The sequence below is a fragment of the Loktanella agnita genome, assembly GCF_046640325.1.
Lineage (GTDB): Bacteria > Pseudomonadota > Alphaproteobacteria > Rhodobacterales > Rhodobacteraceae > Yoonia > Yoonia agnita.
Genome location: NZ_JBJMBF010000002.1, coordinates 139,288 through 165,244, shown reverse-complemented (window position 1 = coordinate 165,244; position 25,957 = coordinate 139,288). Strand labels below are relative to the sequence as shown.

Here is a 25,957-nt window from a genome sequence, read left to right as displayed (position 1 = left end):
AGGTTTTAGTCCGTGCCGCAGAGCGTTTCGATTCACCCCTGAATCATCAATTACGGCCAATCATCTTTGGCGCAAATGCGATTGGTGATGTTTGATGTCGCGGGTTCGAAACGAAACGCCTTTTCACAGGTTTCCCGGTTCGCCGCGCCCTGGCCACCCGCCGGCCGCCGCGCGCGCAGCGCCGCCGACGACGATCAATCCCTCGCTGATCGCCCGCGCCACGGCGTGGGTCGTATTCAGTGCGCCGAGTTTGAAACGCGCGCTTTCGATGTAGGCCCGCAGCGTGTGTTCTGAAATATTCAGAAGATCGGCCACCTGCCCCCGGCTATAGCCCATCCCAAGATATGTCAGCGCATCCACCTCGCGCGGTGATAATGTGCGCATGGGTTCAGGCGTGCGTGACTTTTCAAGCTGGAGCGCTTTTTGGTTCAGATAATGCGCAATCAAAATCCAGTTGCGTTGATGCGTTTCCATGAATTCTTCCCATGTCACATCATCGGTATTATGCGAGGCGGTCAGCAGCGCCCGTTGACCGTTTGGTCCCCGGATCGGAATGGAAAATCCCTGATTGCCAACCCCATGTGCAATCGCATCCTTGCGAAAGGCCCGAGCGGCCTTGGACGACCAATCCAATTTCTTCCAATCGACGGGATCGAAACGCTGAAAACAACCGATGATAACGGGATCAACGCGCAAGTAATCCCTGTCGGAATAGCGTTGCGCCCAGCGCGGATCATAGGTGCCGAAGCCGTATTGTTCGCCGTCGGCACTGACCCAGTGATAGACAATATGATCAACCTGACAGTAATCACGAAGATCAACTATCAACTGTTGAATTTGATCAAGCGCGTCGGCTTGATCCAGAGCTTGCAAAAATTGGTCGAGTTCCAGCATGGTCTCCTCGCATCACTGGAGACGATTTCCCAACCATTGTAGCAATTTCCGCCGATGCGACAAGCGAAGTCTCTTCTAACTGGACAGCGAGAAGTGGTAAATCGTTCTGTTTTGCAAAGGATTTAAGATCCGCCAAAACGTCAATAATCCATTCATGTCCCATTTACCGTATCCTTCTCTAAACCTTAACCCGCCGTTAACAACTTATAGTAGCATTTGATTCGTGAAAATTTTACCCACGTGTTCATACCCCCCATAAATAGCGGGTAGACAGCGTGTTTCGGCGAAGGCCGCGTTAACGGCACAAAAAGTGGGCGCAGCCTGCATGCGCTGCGCCCACTGGAAACCGAAAATGGCGCGCACTAACGCGCCTGTGATGCCTCTACCGTGTCGTCAAAAGTTCGCAGTCCGGTGACCGGGGCCTGCACCAGAACCGCCATGTTTCCGGGCTTGTGCTGGTTCTTGCGCATCTTGGTGTGGGCGGCGGGGATTTCATCCCAACCAAAGACCTCTGACATGCAGGGATCAAGGCGCCGTTCCACCATCAACGCATTCGCCGCTGAAGCCTGTTTCAGGTTCGCGAAATGGCTGCCCTGAAGCCGCTTTTGGTGCATCCACATATAGCGGGCATCCATCGTCAGATTGTAGCCAGTCGTCCCGGCGCAGATCACCACCATGCCGCCGCGTTTCACCACGAAGGTCGAAACCGGGAATGTCGCCTCGCCCGGATGTTCGAACACCATGTCCACATTTACGCCCTTGCCGGTGATGTCCCAGATGGCCTTGCCGAATTTGCGGGTCTGCGCGAACCATTCTTGATATTCCGGCGTGTTCACCGTGGGCATCTGCCCCCAGCAACCGAAATCATTGCGGTTGATGACGCCTTTAGCCCCCAGTGACATGACGAAGTCGCGTTTGCTTTCATCGCTGATCACACCGATTGCATTTGCCCCCGCCGTATTGATCAACTGGATCGCGTAAGAGCCCAAGCCGCCCGACGCCCCCCACACCAACACGTTTTGCCCCGGCTTCAAATCATGGGGTTCGTGACCGAACAACATCCGGTAGGCCGTTGCCAGCGTCAGCGTGTAGCAAGCGCTTTCTTCCCATGTCAGGTGTTGCGGGCGCGGCATCAACTGCTGGCTTTGCACACAGGTGAACTGCGCAAAGGAGCCGTCCGGGGTTTCATACCCCCAAATCCGCTGGCTGGGCGAATACATCGGGTCGCCGCCATTGCAGTGTTCGTCATCGCCGTCGTCCTGATTGCAGTGAATGACGACCTCATCGCCGACCTTCCAGCGTTTGACCTTGTCGCCCACGGCCCAGACGATCCCCGACGCATCGGACCCGGCGATGTGGTAATCAGCCCCATGCACGTCAAAGGGGCTGATCGGAATGCCAAGCCCGGCCCAAACGCCATTGTAGTTCACCCCTGCCGCCATCACCAAAACGAGCACTTCGTTGCTGTCAGGCTTTGGGCAATCGACGGTTTCAACCGCGAAGGCCTTGTCAGGTTCGCCGTGCCGCTCTCGCCTGATGGTCCAGGCGTACATCTGCGCGGGCACATGCCCCAATGGGGGCATCTCGCCGACCGCATACAGGTCTTTCTTCGGCGCGTCATAGGTCGCCGCTTGGGCTGATTGATCCAGGGCCATCGTGCTCTCCATCCTTCGTATCCATGTCTTGCCGCACCGCAGAATCGGGGCGTTCCATCATGTGATACACAATGGTAAAGCAATTATGCAATCATAATTGATAATATTTTGTAATTTAATTACCTCGCGAACGCAGCATTGAGCCGGTGTTTTCTGCCCCCGCATCAAAGTGATGCTGAATGGAGTTGGCGTAATATGGCAGGATTGTGCGGCCCTGATCGGTAATCTGCACCTGTGACGCTAATGTTTCGATCAGCCCGCGGCCTTTCAGATGTGCGATTGCATCCTGCACAACGGTGGCTGGCTGCCTGCGCGGATGCGGCAGGTGACTGGTGGCGAGCGTGTTGATCGTCGCGTGGACCTCTGCCTCAAGCGCGCTGATCGTTGTCGGGCCGGTTCCCAGCAATGCACGCGCGACCAGCGGCACGCCCAGCACAGGGATCACGGCAGCAATTCTGCGCATGAGTTCGGCCGCCACCGCATCAGTCACGTCAGTATCTTTGCCGCCCGCGACTTCTGACAATCGCAGCGGATCGCCAAAGCTGACAGAGGCTGTGCCGAACCCATGAAACCGCCGTGTCAGCCGCAGCCAGATATGGCGGCTGACACGGCACAGGATATTCCAAAGCGGCGGGCGAAAGCGCCGTTCGCCCGACTGACCGGCGGCAATCAGGAATGTGTCTTCGAGCACCCGGTCGTAGTTCAGCGCCACTGGCACAAAGATGACATCGCGCTGTGTCGGGTCGAAATCCTCGATAATATAGCTGAGCAACCCTTTCTTGGGCGGCGCAGGTTTCCCATCAAGGCTCAGCCCGCCTTCTGGAAAGACCGCTTGACTGACCCCGCCGCGTGTCGCCATCTGCACATAGCGTGCAAGCACCTTACGGTAGAGGTTGCCGCGCGATTTGCGCCGGATGAAATAGGCGCCCATCGCCCGGATGATCGCAGAGAGCGGCCAGACCCGCGCCCATTCACCAACAGCATAGGAGAGCGCCCCAGCATTTGCGGCCAAATAGGTGACCAGCACGTAATCCATATTGCTGCGATGGTTCATCACAAAGATCACCGTGGCATCGGGGTCGATTTCAGACAGGCGCTTGCGGTCCAGCGTGCCCAGCTTGATCCGGTAGAGCGATTTCGATAGCCAGCGCGCCAGCCGAATTCCAAAGCTGAAATAAGCGGTGGCAGAAAAGGATGGCACGATTTCGCGTGCATAGCGCCGGGCCTGCTCGAACGCTACATTTTCAGGGATTTTCTGCCGACGCGCATGTTCGACAATGGCCTGTGTGACCGCCGGATCATAGATCAGCCGCTGGATCATATCATAGCGGCGCGCCAGCTTGAACGGCTCGATCGGGCGTTGCAGGCGCTGATTGACGCGCGCAATCACACGCTCTGCCCGTTTACGAAAGAACCAGCGCACAGATGGAAACAGAAAATGCGACGCGAAAGTCACCGCTGCGAACAGGACGATCAGCACAAAAACCCAGAGCGGCATGGAAACGGTTTGCGTCATCGCAAGACCGTGACAGGGAAGCGCGGATTGGTAAATCCTGTCATGCCGCAACGCAGCGAATTGACAATGGCATAAAATGTCCCCTACTAAGTTATTTGAGTAATATCGTTTCGTCACAAATCAGAGGTCACCCATGTCGCAGACGCCGAAAGATCGCCCCTGGCTGTTTCGCACCTATGCCGGCCATTCGACCGCTGCCGCATCCAATGCACTTTACCGCAGCAACCTTGCCAAGGGCCAGACCGGGTTGTCTGTGGCTTTCGATCTGCCGACACAGACAGGCTATGACAGCGATGACGTGCTGGCCAAGGGCGAGGTCGGCAAGGTTGGCGTCCCAGTCAGCCATCTGGGTGATATGCGGGCGCTGTTCGATCAGATCCCGTTGGACCAGATGAACACCTCTATGACGATCAACGCGACGGCCCCTTGGTTATTGTCGCTTTATATTGCGGTCGCCGAAGAGCAGGGCGCGGATGTCGCGGCCCTACAGGGCACTGTGCAGAACGATATCATCAAGGAATACCTGTCGCGCGGCACCTATATCTGCCCGCCTGAACCGTCACTGCGGATGATTACCGATGTGGCGGCTTATACGCGTGAGCACCTGCCAAAGTGGAACCCGATGAACGTCTGTTCCTACCACTTGCAAGAGGCGGGTGCGACGCCGGAAGAGGAATTGGCGTTTGCACTGGCCACAGCCACGGCGGTGCTTGATGACTTGAAAGGCAAGGTCCCGGAAGCCCATTTCCCGGCAATGGTCGGGCGCATTTCGTTTTTCGTGAATGCGGGCATTCGTTTTGTGACGGAGCTTGGCAAAATGCGCGCCTTTGTCGAATTATGGGATGAAATTTGTGTCACCCGCTACAATGTGGAAGACCCCAAATACCGGCGGTTTCGTTATGGGGTGCAGGTCAATTCATTGGGGCTGACAGAGCAGCAACCTGAAAACAACGTCTATCGTATTCTGCTGGAAACGCTTGCCGTGACGCTGTCGAAAAACGCCCGCGCCCGCGCAGTGCAATTACCGGCCTGGAACGAAGCACTTGGCCTGCCCCGCCCTTGGGACCAGCAATGGTCACTGCGGATGCAACAAATTCTGGCCTATGAAACGGACCTGCTGGAGTTTGATGATCTTTTTGACGGAAACCCGGCCATTGAGCGCAAAGTCAATGCGCTGAAAGAAGGCGCGCGGGCTGAATTGGCGCAAATTGACGAAATGGGCGGTGCGGTGGGCGCGATTGCCTATATGAAATCGCGATTAGTCGAAAGCAATGCGGCAAGGATTGCCGGAATTGAAACAGGTGAAACGACAGTTGTCGGCGTCAATAAATGGCAGTCAGGAGAGCCTTCGCCGCTGACAGCAGGCGATGATGCGATCATGGTCGCCGATCCACAGGCCGAGGCAGATCAGCTGGGTCGGTTGCACGCATGGAAAGCGGATCGTGACGGTGAAACTGTCAATGCCGCCCTTGCAGCGCTGACAGAGGCCGCACGCTCTGGCGCGAATATCATGGGGCCCTCCATTGCCTGCGCCAAAGCCGGTGTAACGACGGGCGAATGGGCCAATGTGATCCGCACCGTCTTTGGCCAATATCGCGCGCCGACCGGTGTCAGCCGCAACCCATCCAACCGGACAGAGGGTCTGGATGATCTACGCGAACAGGTGGATCTGGTCAGCGCCGCATTGGGGCGGCGTCTAAAATTGCTGGTGGGCAAACCGGGGCTGGACGGGCATTCCAACGGGGCTGAGCAAATCGCCGCCCGCGCCCGCGATTGCGGTATGGATATCAGCTATGAAGGTATTCGGCTGACGCCTGATGAAATTGTCGCCGCCGCACAAAATAACGAGGCCCATGTTATTGGCTTGTCCGTCTTATCAGGCTCTCACATCCAACTGGTGCAGGATGTAATGGACAAACTGAAGAAAGTTGACTGTGGCCATATCCCGGTTATTGTTGGTGGCATTATTCCGAGCGAAGACGTGAATTCACTGTATGCTATGGGTATCGCGAGGATTTACACGCCGAAAGATTTCGAATTAAATAAGATCATGCAGGATATCATCATACTTGTCGATCCAAGGGCCCACGCAGCCGAATAAACCCTTTTTCGTGCCTTGATTATACTTTTGGCTAGAATATTGCGGTTTACACATTTGTATTATAGTGCTGCGTGCTATGGGTGACCAGTTGAATTGGAGAGTATTATGAAGTCAGACCTCAAATCCATGACCCGCAAGGAGTTGGAAAAACTGAAAGCGGATGTCGATAAGGCTCTGGAACGCGTTTCAGGAAAAGAAAAGAAAGCTGCACTTGCCGCCGCTCAGAAAGCTGCTGCGGCACACGGGTTTTCGCTGGATGAAATTACCGCTGAACCAGCGGCGCCCAAACGTGGCCGCAAACCCGGTAGTGGCGCAAAGAAACCATCTGCTCCCAAATACCGTAACCCCGAAAACAGCGAACAAACATGGACCGGTAAGGGACGCCAACCTGAATGGTTCAAAACTGCGCTGGCCGCTGGGAAGCCCCCAGAAGACATGGAAATCTGATACCAGAGCGTTTTCTTTTCGGGCAGAAATAACCGAAGGGACATTTACGATAGCAGCGCATTCTTGTTGAATACCAGCAAATTGCGCTGCACCCGCCCCCACCTGACAGCCCAAACAAGTGTTATTGTCCCTGCCATTGGTTGATTGTCCCTTGGCCTGAACACGCGCATTCCGCTTCACTTTCCGTACCCGTATCATAAGCTGTCAAAAACCGACAAAAGGGGATGATCATGACAATTCATATTGACGCAGAAAAGGGTGATATTGCCCCGACGGTATTGATGCCCGGCGATCCCTATCGCGCCAAATGGGCCGCTGAAACCTATCTTGAAAATCCTCGCTGCATTAATCAGGTGCGCGGTATGCTGGGCTTTACCGGGACGTGGCACGGGCATGATGTGACAATTCAAGGGTCGGGCATGGGCATGCCGTCCCTGTCAATTTATGCCAATGAATTGATCAGTGACTATGACGTCCAGACATTGGTGCGCGTCGGGTCCTGCGGTGGCATGCAGGAAAATGTGGGGATTCGTGATGTTATTCTGGCGATGAGCGCCTCTTCCATTGCGACGCCGTCCGGTAGCATTTTCCGTGAATTCAATTTTGCCCCCTGTGCCGATTTCGCACTATTGGTCGCGGCCGAAAAGGCGGCGCGGGAAAAGGGCGTGACCACCCATGTGGGCAGCATTTATTCATCGGACACATTTTACGATGAACGACCAGACCTGAATGAACAAATGACCCGGCACGGTATTCTTGGTGTCGAAATGGAGGCGGCTGAGCTTTATAATCTCGCTGCGCGACATGGCCGCCGGGCGCTTGCCGTGCTCACAGTCAGTGATCATTTGATCACCCACGAAGCATTGCCAGCAGAGGACCGCGAGCGCAGTTTCGGCGATATGATCGAAATCGCATTGCAGGCAGCCTTTGCATAAAGCCGTGTGACCTAAGAAAATCGGGGGCCGTTTGTCGACGCTATGAAGCTGCGCGGCAAGTAGCCCCGGACACTCTGGTCCGAACCGGTGCCATGATGCGGAAAGCCCTACCGCCCGTGGCTGCGGTCATAGCCATTCGCTTGCGGGGACGACCAGCCCAGCAGCCGGGCGGGGTCCGGGGCAAGTACTTGCATTTCCAATGGATAGCATTGCGTAACATCACTGGAATGTTCCGCGCCGCAATCGCCACCTGGGCAAGCGCTGAGCACCGCAAGCAGGTCAATTTCGGCAAATAGCTCTAGATAGTCGCCGGGTCGCACCGGGCTGGCTTTCATGAAATATTGCCCGGTGTCGCGGGTGAAGCCGGTACACATAAAGACGTTGAGCACGTCATGCACATGCGCCTCTGCGTCATGCAGGTCCATGTCGGTATGATCGGCGAGCGCGCGGGTCAGGTTGGAATGACAGCAATGATGGTAATCCGCCCCCGACAGCAGCCGTCCGGTATAAGGGTCGCACCGGGTGCCGATCACGTCATGTACAGAGCCGCCATATTGGTCGATCCCATACCAGCCCAACGTGTCATGCGTGATCGTCGCCATCGGGCGCAAAGCAGGGAAAGACGACCACAGCCTGTCGCCAGTGGTCACATGCGTACCATGCAGCGCACGGGTTTTGCCGGAATAGAACCGCTCAGACAGATCATGCGCATTGAACAGGTTGAGATCCCCGACCTGTGGGCCGTGTACACTGTGGATGCGCAGAAAATGCCCAGCAGGGACGACGATATAATTCGCATCGCGCGGAGTCACGGTCACGCGCGCGGTTTCCTGCACGTCCTGACGGGCCGCATCATACAGCGCCATGTCGGGTTGCGGCAATGTTGCAGTCGGGTAGCAGATCACGGGTGCAATTGCACGACGGGCTGCGGCATCACTGGGTGGGTCGTTTTCAATCATGACGCATCATCGCCAGCCAAGCGGGGTTCGCAATGGTTTTCTGACGCTGTTCTTTCGGGGCTTTGCCCCCGACCCTGCGGGTCTCCCCCAGGATATTTCCGGGCCAATAATAACAAAGCGTTAACCATGTCGCGGGATTGTGTTTGCACGGAACAGGCGGGGACGCCGATGGCCGTGGCCGGTAATGACCGGTGGGGTTCGCCTGCAATCAGGCGAACCCTATATTTGATTGTCCTTGTCAAAACGCGGATGCTGGTCACACCATCCGTTCGACCATCATCCCCTTGATATGCGCAATCGCCTTGGCCGGGTTCAGCCCCTTAGGGCAGGTCTTGGCGCAGTTCATGATCGTGTGGCAGCGGTAGAGCTTGAATGGGTCTTCCAGATCATCCAGACGCTCTCCCGTCGCCTCGTCACGCGAATCGATGATCCAGCGATAGGCGTGCAGCAGTGCAGCTGGTCCCAAATACCGGTCGTCGTTCCACCAATAGGATGGACAGGCGGTCGAGCATGAGGCACACATCACGCACTCATAAAGCCCATCGAGCTTCTTGCGATCCTCGATTGATTGCTTCCATTCCTTGGCGGGCCGGTTGGTCTTGGTTTCCAGCCACGGCATGATACTGGCGTGCTGGGCGTAAAAATGGGTCAGGTCGGGGATCAGATCCTTGATCACCGCCATATGCGGCAACGGATAGATCTTGATGTCGCCCTTGATCTCATCCAGCCCGTAAATGCAGGCGAGCGTGTTGATGCCGTCGATATTCATCGCGCACGACCCGCAGATCCCTTCACGGCAGGAGCGGCGGAAGGTCAGCGTCGGATCGATCTCATTCTTGATCTTGATCAGCGCGTCCAGAACCATCGGGCCGCAATCATCCATATCGATAAAATAGGTGTCCAACTGCGGGTTCTTCCCGTCATCCGGATTCCAGCGATAGATCTGCACTTTGCGGAGATTGGTGGCGCCCTCCGGCTTTGGCCAGGTTTTCCCGACCGTCATGCGAGAATTCTTTGGAAGTGTCAGTTGTACCATTTTCCGAACCCGAGTGTGGTGTGTGCTCTGACTACCATAAAGCCTTTGACCAGTAAGGCAAAGCAGTAGCAGAAAAAAACACCGCGCGTTTTACGGTATCAATGCGCCCTTTGGGGACTTAAGCTAACGCAACCACATCCTTTGTGGCCAAGCGTATGTGTCATTCTCTTCAAACTATGCGCAAAATTTTGGGGTTTTGGTGTCGATCGAAAAATCAGTAAAAAGTGATTTAAAAAGCTGGCGATGGCGACGGAATTGTCCTGCGACACTGCCGCACTCAATTGCGCATTGATAGCTTCAAGACCCTGCGCTGCCCATCGTGATTGATCTACCCCTTATACCATCAGAAAAATTCATAAAAACCTGACGCGAATGCCGCGTAAGGCCGACAACACCCCCGCCTACGACTGCACTGCGTCAAAAACCAAAACCATCATCGCGCGGATACGCGCTTTGTATCTTGACGAGGCCGCCCACCAAAGCGCACAACGATGTACGTATGGTTCCCCGCATATGCCAAGCATCAGGGGATCAAATGGGAATGTGGAAAGGCCGATCCTTATCGGAGGCCCGATGCCACAGCCGCCCCCGCGACTGTATGCGGAAAGTGCGTTGCGACAATGCCACTGGGAAACCGGGAAGGCCGTAACGTGCAGTGACCCGCAAGCCAGGAGACCAGCCATACACCGGGCCGCAGGTTCGGATAACGACAACGGACGGGGTGTTCCGTGGGGGTTCGGGTCCGGGCAATCGCGGGCCGCTCCATGAAATCCCCCCTTTATTAAGATCCAAAGGGGACTGACATGAAAAAACTAATCACCGCTGCAGGGCTGACCCTCGCTGCTTCACCTGCCTTGGCCCATCACCCGCTGGGCGGGATGCCGATGGAAACCTTCACCCACGGCGTTTTGTCAGGTGTTGGCCACCCCGTGCTTGGCTTTGACCATCTGTTCTTTGTGATAGCGATGGGGATCGCCGCTGCCTTTACCAGCCAGCGTTTGCTTACACCTGCGGCCTATATCGCCGCAATGCTTGCAGGCTGCGCACTGATGTATGCGGGCATCGCCATGCCGCTGGCCGAAACCGTAATCGTTGTCTCGCTGATCGTTTTGGGCGGCGTTGTTCTGTCGGGCAAAGCCTTATCCCCCACCGCCGCAATGCTGCTCTTTGCGCTCTTTGGACTGTTCCATGGGTCGGCCTTTGGCGGGTCCATCGCCGAACAAGAAGGCGGCGTTGGCGGAGCTGTGCTGACAGGCTACCTGCTGGGGCTTGGCGTGATCCAATATCTGATCGCCATCGCCGCTGGCTGGGCCGTGCAAAAACTCGGCGCCAATGACGCACAAGCCATCAACGCCCGTCTTGGCGGCGCGATGGTTGCCGGTGTGGGCATCTTCCTTGCGCTAGAGATCATCGAAGGCCCGATTGTGGCGCTAATCACCGCCTGAAGCACACATCAAAATATGTCGTATGGCGGTCCCGCAGGGGCCGTCATTCCGTTTGGTCAAAGCTGACAAGGATCGCAGATGCCTGCCAAAATCCCCGCCACCGTTGTTACCGGCTTTCTGGGCGCCGGAAAAACCACGCTCATCCGTCACATGCTGCAAAATGCGCACGGCAAGAAAATCGCGCTGATCATCAATGAATTTGGTGATCTTGGCGTCGATGGTGACATCCTCAAAGGCTGCGGCGAAGAAACCTGTACCGAAGGTGACATTGTCGAACTGTCAAACGGCTGCATCTGCTGCACCGTGGCCGATGATTTCATCCCCACAATGGAACAGCTGCTTGCCCGTGAAGACAAGCCCGATCATATCGTCATTGAAACCTCTGGCCTTGCGCTGCCGCAACCGCTGGTGCGTGCTTTCAACTGGCCGGGTATTTCCACCAAAGTCACCGTTGATGGTGTCATCACCGTGGTCGATGGCCGCGCGGTACATGACGGGCAATTCGCCCATAATGTCGCCGCCGTAGACGCCCAGCGCGCGCAGGATGAAAACCTTGACCATGAAACACCGCTGTCGGAATTATTCGAAGATCAGGTGGCCTGCGCCGATATGATCGTCGTGAATAAAATCGACCTGCTGGCAGAGGATGAGGCGACAGCCCTGACCACCCGCCTGAAATCCGAAAGCCGCGATGGGGTGCAGGTGGTCCGCGCCAGCATGGGTGCCCTGCCCGTCGACGTACTGCTGGGGCAAGGGATCGGGGCAGAGGCTGACCTTGCCGCCCGCCACGAAATCCACCATCACCACCACCACGATGATGACGCAGACGACCATGACCACGCACACAGCCATGGTCATGATGAGTTTCAGTCCTTCATTGTCACCCGTGGTGAAATCACCGACGCCAGCGCCTTTGCCGCACAGGTGTCCGATGTGATCCGCGCCCATGGTATCTTACGGCTGAAAGGGTTTGTTGCTGTGGACGGCAAGCCCATGCGTTTGACGTTACAGGCTGTTGGCCCGCGTGTGGACACCTATTTCGATCAGCCTTTTGGCACCGCCCCCCGCGAAACCCGATTGGTGGTGATCGGCGAAACAGGGCTGGATCAGGCTGCAATCACCACAGCGCTGCAAGCATGATCATTGTCGAAAAAACCGACCCGCGCCATCCCGGCGCGGTCGCTTTGCTGAAACAAAGCCATGCGTTGATGGAAAGTCTGTTTCCACCAGAGGATAACTTTTTTCTCGATATTGATGATCTTGTTGCCGACCACATCCATTTCTTCACCGCACGTCAGGGTGAAAGCATCCTTGGCACCGGTGCGGTCGCGATCAAACAGGGCTACGCCGAAATCAAATCCATGTTCGTGGATGAGGCCGCGCGCGGCAAAGGCGTCGCCGATGCGCTGATGCGCCAGCTTGAAGATACTGCGCGCGAAGAAGGCGTCAGCCAGCTAAAGCTTGAAACCGGCAACCTTCTGCATGCCGCGCATCAGCTTTATCGCCGCCATGGCTTCACCGATTGCGGTCCGTTTGGTGATTACGCCGCTGCAAAATCCTCTGTCTTCATGGAGAAATCGCTGTGACCTTAGCCGCGCCGCTTCTCGAGATCACGCATCGGCTTGCCGCCGGCCTCGTCCACATCCATGTCATCGGCCGGATCGGAGGGACGATCCTGCGATTTGTCAACGCCTTGGGCCTTTTTCATGCGATCCAGCAGCGCGTCCTTGTCGGGGCGTTGCCCGAACGGCTTTTTGCCCGACCCGTGCGCGTTATGCTCGCGGTGTTTCGGCGCGTTCTTTCCCATTTTCGGGGCTCCTGCAGCTTTGTAATCCATCTGATATCCTATTCATTTAGTGCGCAGCTACCACAGAGCCAGCGCTGATGCATCTGCTTGCAGCAACCCCCGGCGCGATTTCTGACGGCACCGAACCGGTCGATCTGGGCCAGAGTCCGGCTGATGTGGTGATCATCTCTGCCGCCGATACCGAACTGGCGGCCCTATCCGATGCCCGTGCCGAGATGGACAACCCGCCCAGCTTGCGGCTGGCCAACCTGATGCACCTGCAACACCCGATGTCGGTTGATTTGCATCTGGACGATTGTGCCACAAAATCCCGGCTGGTGATTGCGCGGATTCTTGGCGGCGCGGGTTATTGGAAATACGGTCTGGTGCAATATGCCGCCCGATTGCACGAGGCTGGCGTGCCTTTTGTCGCCCTGCCCGGTGATGACAAACCTGATCCAGAACTGCGCGCGCTGTCCACCATCGACGCGCAAGATTACGACACGCTTTGGTCCTATCTGATCGAAGGTGGCCCGCAGAACGCGACCAATCTGCTGCATTACGCCAAGGTCATGCTGGATAGTGGCGACAAACCTGCCGCACCAGCCCCATTGCTGCGCGCAGGTGTCTATTGGCCCGGCGCCGGTATCGCCGATCTGGATGCGGCCCGCAGTGCTTGGGTGGATGACGCCCCGATTGTGCCGATCATCTTTTACCGCGCGCTGGTACAGGGCGGCGGGCTGAACCCGATCAACCGGCTGGCTCGCAGTCTCAGCCGCGCCGGGCTGAACCCGCTGCCGATTTTTGTCGCCAGCCTCAAGGACCCGGTCAGCACCGCCACGCTTGCCACACTCTTCGACGCCGCGCCGCCCGACGTGATCCTGAATTGCACCGCCTTCGCCGTCGGCTCGCCGCATGACGGGGACAACAGCCCAACCAACCCGCTGCTCGCCAATAATGCCCCAATCTTTCAAGTGATCTTCTCCGGCGCGTCCGAGGAAAGCTGGGCCGAAGGCCTGCATGGCCTTACCGCGCGCGACATCGCGATGAACGTCGCCCTCCCAGAGGTGGACGGGCGCATCCTGTCCCGTGCCGTCAGCTTCAAGGGCGAGGCATTTTTTGACGACGCCACCGAATGTCCCATCGCCACCTATCAGGCGCGCGGCGATCGAATTGATTTCGTCAGCCAGTTGACCCGCAACTGGGCGCAACTGCGACGCACCCCTGCGGCCGATAAGAAAACCGCGCTGATCCTTGCCAATTACCCGAACAAAGATGGGCGACTAGCCAATGGTGTCGGGCTCGATACGCCGGCTGCGACAATCCACACCCTGAACCTGCTGCGGACGCATGGCTATCAGGTCACCCCGCCCGCTGACAGCGCTGCGCTGATGCAGCAAATCATGGCGGGCCCCACCAATTGGCTGACCGACAGGGCGGAAAAAGAAGGCGGTGAATTCCTGCCGCTTGATGTCTACCAACAACATTTCGACGCGCTCCCGTGGGACGTGAAAGAACAGATCACCACACGCTGGGGCACGCCGGAACAAGATCCCTTCTTCTGGCCAGAAATATCCCCGCCGGAGGCATCCAGCCGTGCGAAACCCGCCGGTTTCGCCTTGTCGATCCACCGTTTCGGCAATGCTGTCGTTGGGCTGCAACCGGCGCGGGGCTATAATATCGATCCGACCGAAACCTACCATGCACCCGACCTTGTGCCGCCGCATAACTACCTCGCCTTCTATTTCTGGCTGCGGCACCATTGGGGCGCGGATGCGATCGTGCATATGGGCAAGCATGGCAATCTGGAATGGTTGCCAGGCAAGGCCGTCGCCCTGTCCGAAACCTGCTGGCCAGAGGTGGTGTTCGGCCCCACCCCCCATATCTACCCGTTCATCGTGAATGATCCGGGCGAAGGCACCCAAGCAAAACGACGCACAAGCGCTGTCATCATCGACCACCTGACACCACCGCTGACCCGCGCCGAAAGCTATGGCCCCCTGCGCGATCTCGAAGCGCTGGTTGATGAATATTACGAAGCCGCTGGTGTTGATCCGCGCCGGACCCAGCACCTGCGCCGCGAGATCCTGTCGCTGTCAGACGTGACGGGCCTGTCCAAAGACGCGGGCTTTACCGGGGATAATGACAGCGATCTGGGCAAGCTTGATGCATACTTATGCGAGCTGAAAGAGGCGCAAATCCGCGACGGGCTGCACATCTTTGGGCAATCCCCGACGGGGCAGCAGGAACGTGATCTAGCCATCGCTCTAGCCCGCGTGCCGCGTGGTGATGGCAAAGGCAAAAATGCCTCGCTGCTGCGTGCGCTGGCGGCTGACCTTGACCTGTCAATCGACCCGCTGGATTGCGATCTGGGTGCGCCTGCCCCCAAAAAACCCGATCCTTTGGAAGGCAGCACCACTTGGCGTACAAATGGCGACACGGTCGAACGGCTCGAAAACCTCTGTCAGCAAGCATTGCGGGATGGCGGGTGGGGCGATGCGGGGTTTACCCCGCGAGCGTCACAGGCCATCCTGACCGAAATCCAAAACAATATCCTGCCAATCATCCGCGCCTGTGGCAAGGATGAAGGGGCGGGCCTCCTCACCGCCCTTTCAGGGCACTTCGTCAGCCCGGGCCCGTCCGGGGCGCCCACCCGCGGGCGGCTTGATGTGATGCCGACCGGGCGCAATTTCTTCAGCGTCGATAGCCGGGCCGTCCCCACCCCAACCGCTTGGGCACTTGGCTGGAAGTCCGCCAACCTGCTGATCGAAAAACACCTGCAAGATCACGGCGACTGGCCGCGTAGCATGCTGATCACCGCTTGGGGCACCGCCAATATGCGCACCGGCGGCGATGATATCGCACAGGCGCTGGCGCTTATGGGGGTGAAGCCCACATGGGACAGCGCCAACCGCCGTGTCACTGGGTTCGACATCCTGCCACAATCGGTGCTCGGCCGCCCGCGCATAGACGTCACCCTGCGCATTTCTGGCTTTTTCCGCGACGCTTTCCCGCAGCTGATTGCGCTGGTGGATTCAGCCGCCCGCGCCGTGCAGGCGCTGGACGAACCCACAGACCTCAACCCCGCCGCCGCCCGCGCGCAGGCGGGCGAGGATCAGTCCCGCGTTTTCGGCTCAAAACCGGGGGCCTATGGTGCAGGGCTTCAGGCGCTGATCGACGAACGTATCTGGACCGACAAAACCGACTTTGCCGAAGCCTATCTGGAATGGGGCAGCTACGCCTATGGCGCCGGTGCCGCAGGGCAAAAAGCCCGTGCTGCGATGGAACAGCGCCTGTCCCAAACCGAAGCTATCGTGCAAAATCAGGATAATCGTGAACATGATATCCTCGACAGCGATGATTACTACCAGTTCGAAGGCGGGGCGGCCGCTGCAATCAGTACGCTGCAGGGGCAGGACCGGCCGATATATCACAACGACCATTCCTGCCCCGAACGGCCCGTCATCCGCACGTTGGACGATGAAATCGGCCGCGTCGTCCGGTCCCGCGTGGTCAATCCCAAATGGATCGAGGGCGTCAAACGCCACGGCTACAAGGGTGCCTTCGAAATCGCCGCCACGGTCGATTACCTCTTCGCCTTTGCCGCCACCACCGGTGCCGTGCGCAACCATCATTTCGATCTGGTGGAAGAGGCATTCATCAAAGATGACGCCACCCGCGATTTCATCGCTGACGCAAATGCCCCTGCCCTGACGGAAATCGCGCAGCGCCTGCAAGAGGCGATCGACCGAAACCTCTGGCAGCCGAAATCCAACTCCGCCCGTGCACGGATCGCGGGATTGCTGACCTAACGTCAGTCCCGACCCAACGCGGCAACATAGGCATGACACATCTGCCCCAGCTCCGCACGTAATGCCTCGGCGTCTTGCGATGACAGGCCCCGCTCAAATGCGTTGCGAACCGTCCCGTAAATGACCGCAGCCAACGTCAGATTGGTCCGCGTCACATCCGCAAATACGGCATCCGATGCGCTGGCCAGCATCGCCTCTGTCGCGCGATCCACCCGCGCGGCAAAGTCATGGACCAGCGCGGCATTGTCCAGTTCCGCGACCGAGCGATAAAGCGCCCGCGTAACATCCGCGCGTTCGGTCTTGGCCTTCCAATAAGTGTCGATCAGCGCGTCGATCATCTGCGCCAGAGGCGCGCCTGACTGCGCTTCACAGGTCGCCTCGATCCGGGCGGCGAGTTTATCCAGATAACGTTCGTTCAGCCCGTAAACCAAGGCCTGCTTGTTGGGGAAATACTGGTACATGGTGCCGACCGAGACACCCGCCCGCTCTGCCACGCGAGTGGTCGTCAGCCCCTGCATACCGCCCTTCAACAAAACCTGAATGGTGGCCTCGAAAATGGCGTCCACGGTCACGCGTGATCGGCTTTGCGCCGGTATTTTCCGGGGCTTGAGGGGGGTCGATGCAGCAGCGCCCATATGCGAATCCAAAACCTGAGTCTTTCTTCATATTTTGACGGAGAAGCCACAAAAGGAAAGACACATGTCACAGAAACGCATCGCCCTCGTCTCCGGGGGAAACAAAGGCATCGGCTTGGAAATCGCCCGCCAGCTTGCGCAGAGCGGGCTGCAAGTCATCATCGGGTGCCGCGATGAAGCACGGGCCGCTGCTGCATTGGCCGATCTTGCCGGGGACGGGCTGGAGGTCACGAGCATCTCGCTGGACCTGCTGGATCAAGCGTCCATCTCCGCCGCCGCCACGCAGATACAACAGGATCACGGGCGACTGGATGTGCTGGTCAACAATGCGGGTATCTTCGACTTTGCCGACGGCACGCCGGGGCAGGCATCGATCGACGCCGTCCGCAAGGTGATAGAGGTCAACTTCATCGGCACGCTCGCTGTCACACAGGCAATGCTGCCGCTGCTGCGCCAGAGCGATGCTGCACGGATCATCAACCTGTCAAGCTCGCTGGGGTCCCTGACGCTGAACGGCGACCCGGCATCGGCATATTATGCGAACCAGTTCATCGGTTACAACGCTTCGAAAGCAGCGCTGAACATGCTGACGGTGCAGCTTCATGAAGAATTGAAAAGCGAAGGCATCAAGGTCAATTCCGTCAGCCCAGGCTTCGTCAAGACCGACCTGACCGGATACGGCACAATGACCCCGGCAGAGGGTGCTGCATTGCCCGTGCAATATGCGCTAGACGGCGATGATAGCGGGCGTTTCGTCGAACCGGATGGCGTCACGCCCTGGTAGCCCTGCCGGTCGCCGCGTTTAACATGAAAAAGGGCGCCCTAGCCGGACGCCCTTTATTTATTTTGCGGATGACGGATAGCGGAATGACCAGCAGTTACATTCAGCAATCCATCATCAGCCTGCGGCTTAGAAGCCGGTCGCAAGTGCCGCCATACCAAGATAGCTCACAAACAAAGCACCACAAAAATACTGCATTTTTCTTTCCTTCCAATGTCTTCAGGGCATTGCACCCGGTTCAGTAAGGAAATGCAGCTTGGACAAAATGGTTCACCGAAAATTGAGTTATACCGAAAAGCTAACCGTTGAATTGGTCGCACTGAACAGCCGGGTATTCGCCAATTGCGCGCCCCTATGCTATCCGGACGAAAAAGACTGCGCCGCCTTTATTTACCCACGCGCCTGATGGGACGACAGCACAGCATGCGCGACAAATCTTCTGCAGGAGCATCCCAATGACCCAAGACAATCAATCTGACGCCCCGGCTGGCAACGACGACCGCCACGCGATGAAAATGGCTAAGAAAAAAGCCGCCCGTGACAAGATCATGGCCACGAAAACCGATCAAAAAGGTCTGGTCATCGTGCATACAGGCAAGGGCAAAGGCAAATCATCCGCCGCCTTTGGCATGATCTTTCGCTGCATCGCCCATGACATGAAATGCGCGGTCGTCCAATTCATCAAAGGGGGGATGAGCACTGGTGAGCGCGACCTGATCCTGTCGAAATTCACCGATATCTGCGCCTTCCACACAATGGGCGAAGGGTTCACCTGGGAAACGCAGGACAAAAGCCGCGACACCGAAATGGCGCAGGCGGCCTGGGCCAAGGCGAAAGAGCTGATCCTGGATGAAAGCAACCATATGGTGCTGCTTGACGAAATCAATATCGCCATTCGGTACGACTACGTGGACATCGCCGAGGTCGTGAGCTTCCTGCGCGACCACAAGCCACCGATGACCCACGTCGTGCTGACCGGCCGCAACGCCCATGACGACCTGATCGAACTGGCCGATCTGGTGACCGAAATGGAACTGGTCAAACACCCGTTCCGGTCCGGCATCAAAGCGCAGATCGGGGTGGAGTATTGATCCGAGGCAGCGCCTGATAAAAATGTCGCTATCGCGATATCAGATGGAACATCTGTAATTGAACTCTCCGGTTCAGCGCTTATGTAAATCTTTCATGACATACGCGCTGATCCTTCCTGCAAGTAATCTCGTCGCGAGCGGCGTGCAGCGTGCTGTTTATTTGCACCCCACTGATCGCAACAAACTGATCAAAGTGTTGAAATCCAACAGCGATATGCCGCGGCGCCGGAACTTTAACGGGGTCATGGATCGCTGGTTTCCCAGCACGCGGTTGCGGCAGATCCGCAAGGAATATACCGAATACCTGCGGGTCATGCTCAAACATCCGGAGCCTGAATTTCATGCGCCCATGTCGCATATGTTCGGCTTTGTTTCTACGAATATGGGCCTTGGCTGTCTGACGGAGCGGGTGATGACACCGGATGGGCAGCTTGGCGAAACGCTGGGTGCCAAGGTTAAGAAAGGCACGCTGACCGATGAACAGCTGAGCCTGCTGAACGATACGGTCGCCCGGTTGTTTACGCATAATATCCGCGCCAGCGACATGAACCCCAAGAATTTTGTTTTTGGCCAGCGCGACAATGGCAGCGGCCCCGGACCAGAGGAATGCGTGCTTGTGGATGGGTTCGGCGATATCCACGCGATCCCTGTTCGATCCATCGGGAAATGGTCGAACCGTCTGGGGCTGAATGACAGCTGCAAGCGGCTGGCACAAAATACCGGGCTGATATGGGATGCCGCGACGCGAGAGTTCTCGCGTTAACCCGTTTCTTTCGCTAAAAAGCGCGTAAGCTGGCGAAAGGAACTAGGGATGCCAAAACACCGTGTTTTGACCGAATTCGGCATGGGCACATCGCTGCGCAGGCAGGATTACACGCAGGCCGCGCGGCGCGGTTTGCAGGATGCGCTGTGGCATAACTCGATCAATATGGCCGAACTTTTTGGTTTTCCAAAAGAAGCGATGCTGATTGACGTACAAATCGGCGTGCAACAGCCTGATCAGGTGGATGTGGACAGCTTGCTTGATATCTTCCCTTATGGCCAGCCGACCATCACCGTCGCCACAGGTGGGCTGGATATCCCCCGCCCCGATGGCAAGCCGACCGTGATTGCTAATGTCGCGATCAGCGTTTCTTTTGACATGGTGCCGGCATGATTGAACAGCGCGTGATCATCGAAATGGGCATGGGCAATGACCTGCATGGGATGAACTATCAAAAGGCCGCCGCCCGCGCGATCGAGGATGCGATCCGTCATTCCACTTTGCCGATCTTTGACAGCATCGGTCTGGACCATAGCGTGATGCGGGTGCAGGTGACGGTGGCGGTGCAAGCACCTGACAAGATCGACTGCGATGCGTTGGTCGCAGGTCTGCCCCGTGGTCGCGCGACAGTGCGGGCGGTCACGGGCGGGCTAAACGTGCCGAACCCGGAAAGCGGTGATACTGCCGTCATCGCCACTGCAGCGGTTGAGGCATTTCTGCCCGCGCAATCCGGCAAATGGAAACCCGTCTGAATGAAACTGAACCAGACCCACCGGGATGCGCTACAGGACGTGTTACAATGGCGACGCGACGTGCGGCATTTCCGGCCTGATCCGGTCGCGCCAGAGGTGCTGGCCCGATTGCGGGGCGCGATGGATATGGCCCCCTCGGTCGGGAACGCCCGGCCTTGGCGGGTTTTGCAGGTCACTTCACCCGAGATTCGAAATGCCGTGATTGGTAATTTTAAAGCGGCCAATGAAACCGCCGGGGCGATTTATGATGATGAAAAGCGTGCTGATTATAACCGGTTAAAGCTGGCAGGCCTGCAAGAGGCCCCGGTGCATCTGGCTATTTTCACAGAGCAAAGCCCGGATGAGGGGCATGGGCTGGGACGACAGAGCATGCCCGAAATGCTGAGCTATTCCACCGTCTGCGCGATCCATACCCTGTGGCTGGCGGCGCGGGCCGAAAACCTTGGGGTGGGCTGGGTGTCAATTCTGGACCCGGTTGTCGTTGCCCGCAGGCTGAACGTGCCTGAAAACTGGCAGCTGACCGGCTACTTGTGCCTTGGCACGCCAGCGTTTGATGATGACACACCGCTGCTGCACCAGAACGACTGGCAAGAGAACACCGCGACCTGTTGGACCGAAGTCTGACGGTTGTTGACAAATTTTCGCAGCAAATTTGCAAACAATTTCTGCGTCAGCAATTGTCAGCGCTTCTGTGCAGCCGTGCGGATCGCGGTGAGGGTGGCACCTGTCGCCAGCGCCTCTTCATCCACTTTACATTCGATGATCGCCACGGTTCCAGCGGCTTGCGCCCGGTTGAACGCATCCGCGAATTGGGCCGTTTCGGTCACCACTTCGCCATGCCCGCCATAGGCGCGGGCGAGTGCGGCGAAATCCGGATTGGCCAGCGCGGTGCCTGACACCCTGCCCGGATAGGCCTTTTCCTGATGCATGCGAATCGTGCCGTAGCGCCCGTTGTTTATGACGATCACGATGGGTTTCGCCCCATGCTGAACCGCGGTGGACAGCTCATTACAGGTCATCTGAAAACAGCCATCCCCGGCAAGACAGACCACTGTCCGGTCCGAATGTTCGATAGCGGCTGAGATCGCAGCAGGAAACCCATAGCCCATGGAGCCTGAGGTCGGCGCAAGCTGTGTACCATGTTGCTTATAAACAAAGTATCTGTGCAGCCATGCCGCGTAATTACCGGCCCCATTGGTGATGATCGCGTCATCGGGCAGGTTGTCTGACAACCATTTGATCACCTCTTCCTGCTTCAGCGTGCCGGGGCTTTCCTGTGGCTGAGCCCAAGCCTCGTATTCTGCGCGCGCCTCAGCGGTCCAAGCCTCCCAATTGCCTACGGGTTCCGCATCGGCCAGTGCGCGCAAGACTGACGGGGCGGTGGCTGCGATGCCAATGTCAGGGGTGTAGACCCGGCCCAGCTCGTCCGGGTCGGGATGCACATGCACGATTGATTTGCCGTGATTTGCGGGATCGACGAGCGTGTAGCCTTGTGTCGCGATATCGCCGAAGCGGGTGCCAAGCAGGATCAGCGTATCTGCGTCTCTCACCCGTGTCGCGAGCTTTGGATTGATCCCCACATTCAGGTCTCCAGCAAAGTGTGAATGGTGATTGTCCATGTAATCCTGCCGTCGGAAAGCGGTGACAACGGGCAGGTTCTGTCGTTCGGCAAAGGCTTGCAGATCCGCCTGCGCCTGTCGGTTCCAATGCGGCCCACCGACCACCACAAGCGGTTTTTCAGCTTGTCCCAGAACATGCATGATCGCCTGCACTGCATCCGTAGGAACGGGCTGGCTGATGCTATCGGGCAGGTGCAAATCCGCGACTTCGGCGGCGGCGCTGAGCATGTTTTCCGGTAAGGCCAGCACCACCGGACCCGGCCGCCCGGACATCGCTACCCGGAAGGCGCGCCCGATATATTCTGGCAGCCGTTCAGTGTGATCGACCTGCGCGACCCATTTTGCAAGCCCGCCGAAAAGCGATTTGTAATCAACCTCTTGAAAGGTTTCGCGATCCGTATGCCGGTTGTCGATCTGGCCCACGAACATCACCAGCGGGGTGCTGTCCTGCCGGGCGATATGAATGCCTGCACTGGCGTTGGTGGCCCCCGGACCGCGGGTCACGAAACAGACGCCGGGCTGGCCGGTCATCTTGCCATAGGCTTCGGCCATCATCGCCGCCCCGCCTTCCTGTCGGCAGACGATATTCTGGATACCACTGTCATAAAGCCCGTCGAGTGCTGCCAGAAAGCTTTCACCCGGCACCGAAAACACCCGCCGCACGCCCAGCTTTATCAGCTGATCGCTTAGAATTTTGCCGCCATGCCGGATCATTGCCGCCTCCCTGATCGCTCCACGCGCACCATGTGCGAAGGGGCCGGAACTGGCAAGCGGCTGGCTTGCCTCTTGCGCCGGATCGGCTAGGTGTATTGCTGACATTTCAAGGGGATTTCGACATGACAACGCTACTGGGTATTTCCGGGTCGCTGCGCCAGGCATCGACCAACACAAAGCTGATGCGCCACGCGGCGACGCTTTTCGCGCCGGATCATTTCATCGAAGGTGATCTGAATTTCCCCTTGTATAACGGGGATTTGGAAGATGCAGAAGGCATTCCCCCAGCGGTACAAACCCTTGCCGATCAGATCTCCAGCGCGGATGCCATCATTATTGCCACACCCGAATATAACAAGGCGCTGTCAGGTGTGTTGAAGAACGCGCTGGACTGGGTGAGCCGGACCAAGGGCAACCCGTGGAAGGACAAGCCGCTGGCGATCATGTCCGCCGCCGCTGGCCGCGCGGGGGGCGAGCGTAGCCAGTTTTCGCTGCGTCTGGCGATGATGCCATTTCGCACCCGCATCTTGCAGGGGCCAGAGGTGCTGGTAGCCGATTCCGGGAATGCTTTTGACGCAGATGATCGGCTGACGGGGGAACTGTATGAGAAACTGTTGACGACACTAATGGCCGATTTACGCGCGATGATCTGACCCGGCGCAACGCGCGGTGGTGTTCCGGGCCGTGTTTGGATCGGACCCATGATTCGACAGGTTAACAACTGAATTTTTGGGGTTTTGACCGGTCGGATACCTATCGGACTTGCGTCGGACTTTGCTGCTGGCTGGCCCGGATGAATGGGGCGTGCGGTGCAAATCTTACCGTGCTAGTAAAGTTTGAAGCGCGCGGGACGTGCGCGCCACAAAAAAGACGGAGCGAGTGATGGCCAGAGGTGCAGGCGGTTCAGCAGGTGGCACAGGCAGTTTTCTGATCGGGATCATCATGATGATCGGCGGTGGTTATCTGTTGTTGGATGGGATCGTGGTCCGCCCGAATTTTGGCCTTGGCGCGCGCGCCTTTGGCATTGGCGGCGTGTCGATCACCAGCGGTATGATTTTAATCCCGTTTATGTTCGGCGTGGGCATGATTTTCTACAATTCGAAGAACTGGATGGGGTGGTTGCTGGCCGGTGGGTCGCTGGTCGCCCTAGTGTTCGGCGTGATTGCCAATATGACGTTGCAGCTGGACCGGATGACGGCCTTTGATCTGATCACGATATTGGTTTTGCTTGTCGGTGGGATCGGGTTGTTTTTGCGGTCGCTTCGGGCGGGGTGAATGAGGTGCGCATAAACGCACACCCTACGGGAAATGGTAGCGACGTAGGGTGCGCGTTCATGCGCACCATTTAGCCGGGACAATATCAATACCCGATTGCACACCCGTCCTTACGCGGATCGCTGCCGCCTTCCAGTACACCGTTTTCATGCAACAGGATCGCTTGCGACCCGCCGATGGCGGTTTCGGGTGTCTGCACATTGTGCCCAAGGTCGGACAGCGCCTGCCGCACCGCGTCGCTATAACCTGTTTCCACGTTCAGCACGTCGCCTTCGGCAAAGCAGCGCGGTGCGTCCATCGCCGCCTGCGGGGAGAGGTCGAAATCGGTGATGTTGCTGACGAAGCGCGCATGCCCTGTCGATTGGTACTGCCCGCCCATCACGCCGAAGGGCATGATTGCTTTGCCGTCTTTTTTCAGCATCGCGGGGATGATTGTGTGCATGGGGCGCTTGCCGGGGCCGACCTCATTCGGGTGCCCTTGTTCCAGCGTGAACCCCGCGCCCCGGTTCTGGAACAGGATGCCGTATTTGTCCGAGGCGATCCCCGACCCGAAGGAGTGGAAGACAGAATAGATCAGCGACACGCACATCCGGTCTTTGTCGACCACGGTAATGTAGATCGTGTCCTTATGCACTGCCTCGGCCCCCGGTACATTGCCCGGCATCGCTTTGGTAGGGTCGATCAGAGCCGCGAGTTTCGCCGCCGTTTCGGGCGCGGTCATATGGTCGAGCCGCGTCATATGATCGGGATCGGCCAAGAACCTGTTGCGGGCATTATAGGCGAGCTTGGTTGCCTCTGCCTCAATATGCGCGCGTTCGGCACCCCATGGGTCCATGCCCGCGATGTCGAAATGTTTCAGGATATTCAGCAGCAGGATCGCCGTGGCCCCCTGCCCGTTTGGCGGATGCTCGTACAGGTCCAACCCGCTATAGCCGCCACTGATCGGGTCGGTATAATCGCATGCGGTGTTGGCGAAGTCGTCCAGCGTGTGTGTGCCGCCTTGGGCGCGCAGCGTGTCCACCATGTCTTCGGCGATGTCGCCCTCGTAGAACGCATCCCGCCCGTTCATTGCGATCTCGCGCAGGACCTTGGCCTGACCGGGGGCGCGGAAGATTTCGCCTTGGGCAGGTGCCGCCCCGTTCATCAAGAACAGATCGCGTGCGTGCCCAGACAGGTTATCGACTGCCTGCGCCCAGTCAGAGGCCACGCGCGGCGCGACGGGAACCCCGGCCTCGGCGTAGTGGATGGCGGGGGCGAGGATGGATTTCAGCCCGATCTTGCCCCAATCTTTGGACAGACGACAGAAGGCGTCAACCGCGCCGGGGATGCTGACCGCGTCTGCAGAATAGGGGGCGATCACATCACCCTTGGCCCGCAATGCATCACCGTCGATTGCGGCAGGGGCCCGGCCCGAGCCGTTCAGCGCCTTCACCTCGTCCGAACCGGGGGGCGTGAACAGCACAAAGCAATCGCCACCGATGCCAGTCATCTGCGGCTCGCATATCCCCAGCAGCACTGCCCCGGCAATCGCGGCATCCATCGCATTGCCACCTGATTCGAGAATTTGCACCGCCGTCTTGGCCGCAAGCGGGTGCGAGGTGGCACACATACCGTTGGTGGAAAGAACGGCCGAGCGTCCGGGTTTGTGAAAATCGCGCATGATATCCCCCATTTTTCGGCGAGCCTACGTGATGCAGCCGCCGGTGCAACGGTGATCTGTGTGCTGGTGTCGGGAACCGGC

24 protein-coding genes and 1 riboswitch are annotated in these 25,957 nt (G+C 57.9%); of the genes, 15 read left to right on the top strand and 9 right to left on the bottom strand.

Translation table 11 applies throughout. From position 1 onward, the window contains the following. Nucleotides 1–123: 123 nt before the first annotated feature. The 3 genes from ACJ5NV_RS02855 to ACJ5NV_RS02845 all read right to left on the bottom strand — a co-directional run bounded on the left by ACJ5NV_RS02855 (nucleotide 124) and on the right by ACJ5NV_RS02845 (nucleotide 4,065). Complete coding sequence (locus ACJ5NV_RS02855; RefSeq protein WP_411642108.1) at nucleotides 124–894, bottom strand: helix-turn-helix transcriptional regulator; 771 nt, start codon at nucleotides 892–894, stop codon at nucleotides 124–126. Nucleotides 895–1,256: 362 nt separating this feature from the next. Continuing rightward, complete coding sequence (gene ccrA, locus ACJ5NV_RS02850) at nucleotides 1,257–2,549, bottom strand: crotonyl-CoA carboxylase/reductase (protein ID WP_411642107.1); 1,293 nt, start codon at nucleotides 2,547–2,549, stop codon at nucleotides 1,257–1,259. A gap of 115 nt (nucleotides 2,550–2,664) precedes the next feature. Next, complete coding sequence (locus ACJ5NV_RS02845) at nucleotides 2,665–4,065, bottom strand: 1-acyl-sn-glycerol-3-phosphate acyltransferase (RefSeq protein ID WP_411642106.1); 1,401 nt, start codon at nucleotides 4,063–4,065, stop codon at nucleotides 2,665–2,667. A 133-nt stretch (nucleotides 4,066–4,198) separates the two neighbouring features. Here ACJ5NV_RS02845 and ACJ5NV_RS02840 point away from each other — a divergent pair, with 133 nt between their 5' ends. The 3 genes from ACJ5NV_RS02840 (at nucleotide 4,199) to deoD (ending at nucleotide 7,548) form a co-directional block, all read left to right on the top strand. Further along, nucleotides 4,199–6,166, top strand: a complete 1,968-nt coding sequence (locus ACJ5NV_RS02840; protein ID WP_411642105.1) for a methylmalonyl-CoA mutase family protein — start codon at nucleotides 4,199–4,201, stop codon at nucleotides 6,164–6,166. Nucleotides 6,167–6,271: 105 nt separating this feature from the next. Beyond that, complete coding sequence (locus tag ACJ5NV_RS02835; RefSeq protein ID WP_411642104.1) at nucleotides 6,272–6,613, top strand: H-NS histone family protein; 342 nt, start codon at nucleotides 6,272–6,274, stop codon at nucleotides 6,611–6,613. Between the two features lie 230 nt (nucleotides 6,614–6,843). Further along, nucleotides 6,844–7,548 carry a purine-nucleoside phosphorylase gene (gene deoD, locus ACJ5NV_RS02830; protein ID WP_411642103.1) on the top strand — a complete coding sequence of 235 codons (705 nt, stop codon included), beginning with the start codon at nucleotides 6,844–6,846 and terminating at the stop codon, nucleotides 7,546–7,548. Nucleotides 7,549–7,655: 107 nt separating this feature from the next. Here deoD and ACJ5NV_RS02825 read toward each other — a convergent pair whose 3' ends face one another. Both ACJ5NV_RS02825 and ACJ5NV_RS02820 read right to left on the bottom strand, forming a co-directional pair. After that, a complete protein-coding gene (locus ACJ5NV_RS02825; RefSeq protein WP_411642102.1) occupies nucleotides 7,656–8,507 on the bottom strand; it encodes an urea carboxylase-associated family protein in 852 nt (283 codons plus the stop codon). 256 nt (nucleotides 8,508–8,763) lie between these two features. Continuing rightward, complete coding sequence (locus tag ACJ5NV_RS02820; protein ID WP_411642101.1) at nucleotides 8,764–9,543, bottom strand: succinate dehydrogenase iron-sulfur subunit; 780 nt, start codon at nucleotides 9,541–9,543, stop codon at nucleotides 8,764–8,766. Between the two features lie 483 nt (nucleotides 9,544–10,026). Beyond that, nucleotides 10,027–10,241, top strand: a riboswitch (cobalamin riboswitch). 105 nt (nucleotides 10,242–10,346) lie between these two features. Here ACJ5NV_RS02820 and ACJ5NV_RS02815 point away from each other — a divergent pair. The 3 genes from ACJ5NV_RS02815 (at nucleotide 10,347) to ACJ5NV_RS02805 (ending at nucleotide 12,574) form a co-directional block, all read left to right on the top strand. Then, nucleotides 10,347–10,988, top strand: a complete 642-nt coding sequence (locus tag ACJ5NV_RS02815) for a HupE/UreJ family protein (RefSeq protein ID WP_411642100.1) — start codon at nucleotides 10,347–10,349, stop codon at nucleotides 10,986–10,988. Between the two features lie 78 nt (nucleotides 10,989–11,066). Beyond that, nucleotides 11,067–12,128, top strand: a complete 1,062-nt coding sequence (gene cobW, locus ACJ5NV_RS02810) for a cobalamin biosynthesis protein CobW (RefSeq protein WP_411642099.1) — start codon at nucleotides 11,067–11,069, stop codon at nucleotides 12,126–12,128. Then, a complete protein-coding gene (locus ACJ5NV_RS02805; RefSeq protein WP_411642098.1) occupies nucleotides 12,125–12,574 on the top strand; it encodes a GNAT family N-acetyltransferase in 450 nt (149 codons plus the stop codon). The genes cobW and ACJ5NV_RS02805 overlap by 4 nt, the downstream gene beginning before the upstream one ends. A gap of 2 nt (nucleotides 12,575–12,576) precedes the next feature. Here ACJ5NV_RS02805 and ACJ5NV_RS02800 read toward each other — a convergent pair whose 3' ends face one another. Continuing rightward, nucleotides 12,577–12,795: a hypothetical protein gene (locus ACJ5NV_RS02800; protein ID WP_411642097.1), complete on the bottom strand. Its 219-nt coding sequence runs from the start codon at nucleotides 12,793–12,795 to the stop codon at nucleotides 12,577–12,579. A 77-nt stretch (nucleotides 12,796–12,872) separates the two neighbouring features. Here ACJ5NV_RS02800 and cobN point away from each other — a divergent pair, with 77 nt between their 5' ends. Further along, nucleotides 12,873–16,586, top strand: a complete 3,714-nt coding sequence (gene cobN, locus ACJ5NV_RS02795; protein WP_411642096.1) for a cobaltochelatase subunit CobN — start codon at nucleotides 12,873–12,875, stop codon at nucleotides 16,584–16,586. Nucleotides 16,587–16,588: 2 nt separating this feature from the next. Here the strand turns inward: cobN and ACJ5NV_RS02790 are convergent, their stop codons facing one another. Then, on the bottom strand, nucleotides 16,589–17,158 hold the full coding sequence (locus ACJ5NV_RS02790) for a TetR/AcrR family transcriptional regulator (protein ID WP_411642095.1): 570 nt from the start codon (nucleotides 17,156–17,158) through the stop codon (nucleotides 16,589–16,591). Between the two features lie 127 nt (nucleotides 17,159–17,285). On the opposite strand from ACJ5NV_RS02790, the gene ACJ5NV_RS02785 reads away from it, so the two are divergent. From ACJ5NV_RS02785 to bluB, 6 genes are all read left to right on the top strand, one after another. Next, entirely contained in the window at nucleotides 17,286–18,005 is a 720-nt protein-coding gene (locus tag ACJ5NV_RS02785; RefSeq protein WP_411642094.1) for an SDR family NAD(P)-dependent oxidoreductase, read from the top strand. Between the two features lie 452 nt (nucleotides 18,006–18,457). After that, on the top strand, nucleotides 18,458–19,093 hold the full coding sequence (cobO, locus tag ACJ5NV_RS02780; protein ID WP_411642093.1) for a cob(I)yrinic acid a,c-diamide adenosyltransferase: 636 nt from the start codon (nucleotides 18,458–18,460) through the stop codon (nucleotides 19,091–19,093). 94 nt (nucleotides 19,094–19,187) lie between these two features. Continuing rightward, nucleotides 19,188–19,856, top strand: a complete 669-nt coding sequence (locus tag ACJ5NV_RS02775; protein WP_411642092.1) for a YrbL family protein — start codon at nucleotides 19,188–19,190, stop codon at nucleotides 19,854–19,856. Between the two features lie 48 nt (nucleotides 19,857–19,904). Beyond that, entirely contained in the window at nucleotides 19,905–20,249 is a 345-nt protein-coding gene (locus ACJ5NV_RS02770) for a Lin0512 family protein (protein ID WP_411642091.1), read from the top strand. Further along, a complete protein-coding gene (locus tag ACJ5NV_RS02765; RefSeq protein ID WP_411642090.1) occupies nucleotides 20,246–20,608 on the top strand; it encodes a Lin0512 family protein in 363 nt (120 codons plus the stop codon). The genes ACJ5NV_RS02770 and ACJ5NV_RS02765 overlap by 4 nt, the downstream gene beginning before the upstream one ends. Beyond that, nucleotides 20,609–21,232, top strand: coding sequence for a 5,6-dimethylbenzimidazole synthase (bluB, locus tag ACJ5NV_RS02760; protein ID WP_411642089.1), 624 nt, complete (start codon nucleotides 20,609–20,611; stop codon nucleotides 21,230–21,232). It abuts the gene before it with no gap. A 56-nt stretch (nucleotides 21,233–21,288) separates the two neighbouring features. On the opposite strand, the gene ACJ5NV_RS02755 is transcribed toward bluB, so the two are convergent. Next, nucleotides 21,289–22,941 carry a thiamine pyrophosphate-binding protein gene (locus ACJ5NV_RS02755; RefSeq protein ID WP_411642276.1) on the bottom strand — a complete coding sequence of 551 codons (1,653 nt, stop codon included), beginning with the start codon at nucleotides 22,939–22,941 and terminating at the stop codon, nucleotides 21,289–21,291. Between the two features lie 122 nt (nucleotides 22,942–23,063). Between ACJ5NV_RS02755 and ACJ5NV_RS02750 the strand changes: the two genes are divergently transcribed. Beyond that, nucleotides 23,064–23,594 carry an NADPH-dependent FMN reductase gene (locus tag ACJ5NV_RS02750; protein ID WP_411642088.1) on the top strand — a complete coding sequence of 177 codons (531 nt, stop codon included), beginning with the start codon at nucleotides 23,064–23,066 and terminating at the stop codon, nucleotides 23,592–23,594. A 229-nt stretch (nucleotides 23,595–23,823) separates the two neighbouring features. Continuing rightward, the gene (locus ACJ5NV_RS02745) at nucleotides 23,824–24,216 is read left to right on the top strand and encodes a hypothetical protein (RefSeq protein ID WP_411642087.1); all 393 of its coding nucleotides are present in this window, start codon (nucleotides 23,824–23,826) and stop codon (nucleotides 24,214–24,216) included. Between the two features lie 85 nt (nucleotides 24,217–24,301). On the opposite strand, the gene ggt is transcribed toward ACJ5NV_RS02745, so the two are convergent. Further along, nucleotides 24,302–25,876 (bottom strand): gamma-glutamyltransferase, encoded by a 1,575-nt coding sequence (ggt, locus tag ACJ5NV_RS02740; protein ID WP_411642086.1) that lies wholly within the window; start codon nucleotides 25,874–25,876, stop codon nucleotides 24,302–24,304. Nucleotides 25,877–25,957 lie beyond the last annotated feature (81 nt).

Bases quoted from the DNA above. Each gene is read 5' to 3' on its own strand.
- ACJ5NV_RS02745 (WP_411642087.1), top strand. From the start codon at position 23,824: ATGGCCAGAGGTGCAGGCGGTTCAGCAGGTGGCACAGGCAGTTTTCTG.
- ACJ5NV_RS02770 (WP_411642091.1), top strand. From the start codon at position 19,905: ATGCCAAAACACCGTGTTTTGACCGAATTCGGCATGGGCACATCGCTG.
- ACJ5NV_RS02775 (WP_411642092.1), top strand. From the start codon at position 19,188: ATGACATACGCGCTGATCCTTCCTGCAAGTAATCTCGTCGCGAGCGGC.
- cobN (WP_411642096.1), top strand. From the start codon at position 12,873: ATGCATCTGCTTGCAGCAACCCCCGGCGCGATTTCTGACGGCACCGAA.
- ACJ5NV_RS02820 (WP_411642101.1), bottom strand. From the start codon at position 9,543: ATGGTACAACTGACACTTCCAAAGAATTCTCGCATGACGGTCGGGAAA.
- ACJ5NV_RS02815 (WP_411642100.1), top strand. From the start codon at position 10,347: ATGAAAAAACTAATCACCGCTGCAGGGCTGACCCTCGCTGCTTCACCT.
- bluB (WP_411642089.1), top strand. From the start codon at position 20,609: ATGAAACTGAACCAGACCCACCGGGATGCGCTACAGGACGTGTTACAA.
- ccrA (WP_411642107.1), bottom strand. From the start codon at position 2,549: ATGGCCCTGGATCAATCAGCCCAAGCGGCGACCTATGACGCGCCGAAG.
- ACJ5NV_RS02750 (WP_411642088.1), top strand. From the start codon at position 23,064: ATGACAACGCTACTGGGTATTTCCGGGTCGCTGCGCCAGGCATCGACC.
- ACJ5NV_RS02785 (WP_411642094.1), top strand. From the start codon at position 17,286: ATGTCACAGAAACGCATCGCCCTCGTCTCCGGGGGAAACAAAGGCATC.
- deoD (WP_411642103.1), top strand. From the start codon at position 6,844: ATGACAATTCATATTGACGCAGAAAAGGGTGATATTGCCCCGACGGTA.
- ACJ5NV_RS02855 (WP_411642108.1), bottom strand. From the start codon at position 894: ATGCTGGAACTCGACCAATTTTTGCAAGCTCTGGATCAAGCCGACGCG.
- cobO (WP_411642093.1), top strand. From the start codon at position 18,458: ATGACCCAAGACAATCAATCTGACGCCCCGGCTGGCAACGACGACCGC.
- ACJ5NV_RS02825 (WP_411642102.1), bottom strand. From the start codon at position 8,507: ATGATTGAAAACGACCCACCCAGTGATGCCGCAGCCCGTCGTGCAATT.
- ACJ5NV_RS02765 (WP_411642090.1), top strand. From the start codon at position 20,246: ATGATTGAACAGCGCGTGATCATCGAAATGGGCATGGGCAATGACCTG.
- ACJ5NV_RS02845 (WP_411642106.1), bottom strand. From the start codon at position 4,065: ATGACGCAAACCGTTTCCATGCCGCTCTGGGTTTTTGTGCTGATCGTC.
- ACJ5NV_RS02755 (WP_411642276.1), bottom strand. From the start codon at position 22,941: ATGATCCGGCATGGCGGCAAAATTCTAAGCGATCAGCTGATAAAGCTG.
- cobW (WP_411642099.1), top strand. From the start codon at position 11,067: ATGCCTGCCAAAATCCCCGCCACCGTTGTTACCGGCTTTCTGGGCGCC.
- ACJ5NV_RS02800 (WP_411642097.1), bottom strand. From the start codon at position 12,795: ATGGGAAAGAACGCGCCGAAACACCGCGAGCATAACGCGCACGGGTCG.
- ACJ5NV_RS02840 (WP_411642105.1), top strand. From the start codon at position 4,199: ATGTCGCAGACGCCGAAAGATCGCCCCTGGCTGTTTCGCACCTATGCC.
- ACJ5NV_RS02835 (WP_411642104.1), top strand. From the start codon at position 6,272: ATGAAGTCAGACCTCAAATCCATGACCCGCAAGGAGTTGGAAAAACTG.
- ACJ5NV_RS02805 (WP_411642098.1), top strand. From the start codon at position 12,125: ATGATCATTGTCGAAAAAACCGACCCGCGCCATCCCGGCGCGGTCGCT.
- ggt (WP_411642086.1), bottom strand. From the start codon at position 25,876: ATGCGCGATTTTCACAAACCCGGACGCTCGGCCGTTCTTTCCACCAAC.